The sequence below is a fragment of the Sphingomonas bacterium genome (genome assembly GCF_028292945.1).
GTDB lineage: Bacteria > Pseudomonadota > Alphaproteobacteria > Sphingomonadales > Sphingomonadaceae > Sphingomonas.
Window position 1 is genome coordinate 1 of sequence record NZ_JAQGLJ010000087.1, and the last position, 2,521, is coordinate 2,521.

3 protein-coding genes and 1 tRNA gene are annotated in these 2,521 nt (G+C 68.1%); 2 read left to right on the forward strand and 2 right to left on the reverse strand.

The window, feature by feature from the left end:
- Positions 1–581, reverse strand: a 581-nt coding sequence (cmk, locus tag JWN21_RS09980) for a (d)CMP kinase (protein ID WP_299649222.1), incomplete at its 3' end; no start/stop codon positions are given.
- Entirely contained in the window at positions 578–1,924 is a 1,347-nt protein-coding gene (aroA, locus tag JWN21_RS09985) for a 3-phosphoshikimate 1-carboxyvinyltransferase (RefSeq protein ID WP_299649224.1), read from the reverse strand. The genes aroA and cmk, both read right to left, overlap by 4 nt.
- Positions 1,925–2,026: 102 nt before the next feature.
- Between aroA and JWN21_RS09990 the strand changes: the two genes are divergently transcribed.
- Entirely contained in the window at positions 2,027–2,350 is a 324-nt protein-coding gene (locus tag JWN21_RS09990; RefSeq protein ID WP_299649226.1) for a TIGR02300 family protein, read from the forward strand.
- Between the two features lie 68 nt (positions 2,351–2,418).
- A tRNA-Ala gene (locus JWN21_RS09995) sits at positions 2,419–2,494 on the forward strand.
- Positions 2,495–2,521: the final 27 nt, after the last annotated feature.

Consider the following 2,521-nt stretch of genomic DNA (forward strand, 5'->3'; position numbering starts at 1 on the left):
ACGCTCGCCTCGATCGACAGGAAGCTCGTATCGAGCAGCGCCGCGTCCGCCGCCATCACCAGCGGCGCGGCGGATCGGCCGCTATCGCGGTCGTCGCGCACGCGAATGTCGGCGAGCACCTTGTCAAAACTGAGCGTCGAGCCATGCGACTGCAGCTCGGCATGACGGCGGCGGGCGCGGATCTGAGGCGTCGCCTTGACGAACAGCTTCGCGTCCGCGTCGGGCGCTATCACCGTGCCGATGTCGCGGCCGTCGAGCACCGCGCCGCCGGCCTGATGTGCGAACCGCTTCTGCCGCTGCAACAACGCCGCACGGACGAGCGGGTGCGCCGAGACGATCGACGCGAGCTGCCCGATTTCGTCCGTACGCAGGACCGGATCGGCCAGCGTCAGCTCGTCGAAATCGCACGCCGCAACCGAGTCCGCCTCCTGCGTCGGGTCCAGCTCCAGCCTCTGCACAGTCGCCGCCACCGCCCGATACAGCAGACCCGTATCGAGATGCGGCAGCCGGTAATGCCGCGCCAATGCCTTGGCGACCGTGCCTTTGCCCGACGCGGCTGGTCCATCGACAGCGATGATCATTGGTTCAGCCACCGTGGTTGCGCGCCCAAACGCGTCATCGTCTCGAGGAACGCGGGATAGCTTGTCGCAATCGGGCGCGCATCGTCGATCGTGATCGGCTGCGCGGCATGCAGGCCTGCGACGGTCATGCTCATGGCGATTCGGTGGTCCAGCCTCGTCTCGACGCGGCCGCCGCCGGGCAGCGGATTGCCGCCGCGACCATCAATCGTCAGGCCGTCGTCATGCTCCCCGACCACCAAACCGGCCGCGCGCAGGGCGGCGGCCATAGTCGCGATGCGATCCGATTCCTTTACGCGCAGTTCGTGCGCGCCACGCACGACCGTGCGCCCGTCGGCAAAGGCAGCGGCGACGAACAGCGCCGGGTATTCGTCGATCATGCTCGGGGCGAGTTCTGGCGGCACGTCGATGCCGCGCAAGGCCGAGTGCCGGACCCGCACGTCGGCGACCTGCTCGCCGCCGACCTCGCGCTCGCTCCCGATGGCGATGTCGCCCCCCATCATCCGCAGCGCCTCGAACACACCAGTGCGGGTGGGATTGAGCAGCACGTTTGCGAGCAGGAGTTCGGAGCCGGGCACGATCAGCGCAGCCACTGCCCAGAAAGCGGCAGATGAGGGATCGCCGGGGATGGTCAGATGCTGCGGCTGCAATTCCGGCTCGCCGGTCAGGCTGATGATCGTTCCGTCTTCACGCGGTTCCACAGTCAGCGCAGCGCCGAAGCCGCGCAGCATCCGCTCGCTATGATCGCGCGTAGCGACCGGCTCGATCACCCGCGTGATCCCGGGCGTGTTGAGGCCGGCGAGCAGGATCGCCGACTTGACCTGCGCGGACGCGACCGGGGGTCGATACGCGATCGGAACGGCAGGGCACAGGCCGCGCACCATCAGCGGCAACCGGTCGCCCGGGCTGACGGTGATGTCCGCGCCGATCTGGCGCAGCGGCTCGACGACGCGCGCCATCGGTCGGCGCGACAGGCTGGCGTCGCCGATGAACGTCGCGGTGATCGGGTGCGAGGCGACCAGCCCCATCAACAGGCGCGTCGAGGTCCCCGAATTGCCCATGTCGAGCGCACCCTCAGGCTGCAGCAGCCCGCCGACGCCGACACCATGGACAAGCCACGCACCATCCTCCGCCCGCGCGATGGTCGCACCCATCGCGCGCATCGCCGCTGCGGTGGCGAGCACGTCCTCGCCTTCCAGCAGCCCCTCGATGCGGCTCTCGCCGACGGCAAGGCTCGCCAGCATGACCGCGCGATGGCTGATCGACTTGTCGCCGGGCACCTCGATGCGACCGCGTAATGGGCCGCCGGACGCGATCTGAAAGGGGCGGGGAAGGTCCGGCTTCATGGGGGCTGGGCTTTTGACAGGGGGGTGGGGCTGTGGCAAGGCGCGCGCCATCTCGTCGGGCCTGGGCTCGCGACAACCCACTTCCGAAAGGCGACTTACGGCATGATCAAGCCGGAATGGGGCACGAAGCGCTCGTGTCCGAAATGCGCGACGCGTTTCTATGACCTCACCAAGGACGACCCGGTCACCTGCATCAATTGCAGCCATGCCTGGGCACCGGAGCCGATCCTAAAGTCCAAGCAGCCGATGGCGTTCGAGGCGGTCAAGGCCGAGAACAAGACGCCAGACGCCGACCTGGAAGGAGGCGACGAGGACATCGCCGCGATCACCGGCGAGGACGAGGAGCCGAGTGCGGACGACGAGGTCGATCTGGGCGGCGACGACGATCTGGGCGTCGAGACCGGCAAGGAAGACGACGAGCATTGAGTTATGGCAAGCGGCGTCCGCGCCGCTTGCCAAGGTCGGCGCGCCCGATTAGGAGCGCGCCACCAGATGGGGCCGTAGCTCAGCTGGGAGAGCGTCGCGATGGCATTGCGAAGGTCTGGGGTTCGATCCCCCACGGCTCCACCACTGGATTTAAGTGCCTGAAAAGGCGCT

Excerpts from the sequence above, each read along its gene's own strand:
- aroA (WP_299649224.1), bottom strand. The coding sequence starts at position 1,924 with ATGAAGCCGGACCTTCCCCGCCCCTTTCAGATCGCGTCCGGCGGCCCA.
- JWN21_RS09990 (WP_299649226.1), top strand. The coding sequence starts at position 2,027 with ATGATCAAGCCGGAATGGGGCACGAAGCGCTCGTGTCCGAAATGCGCG.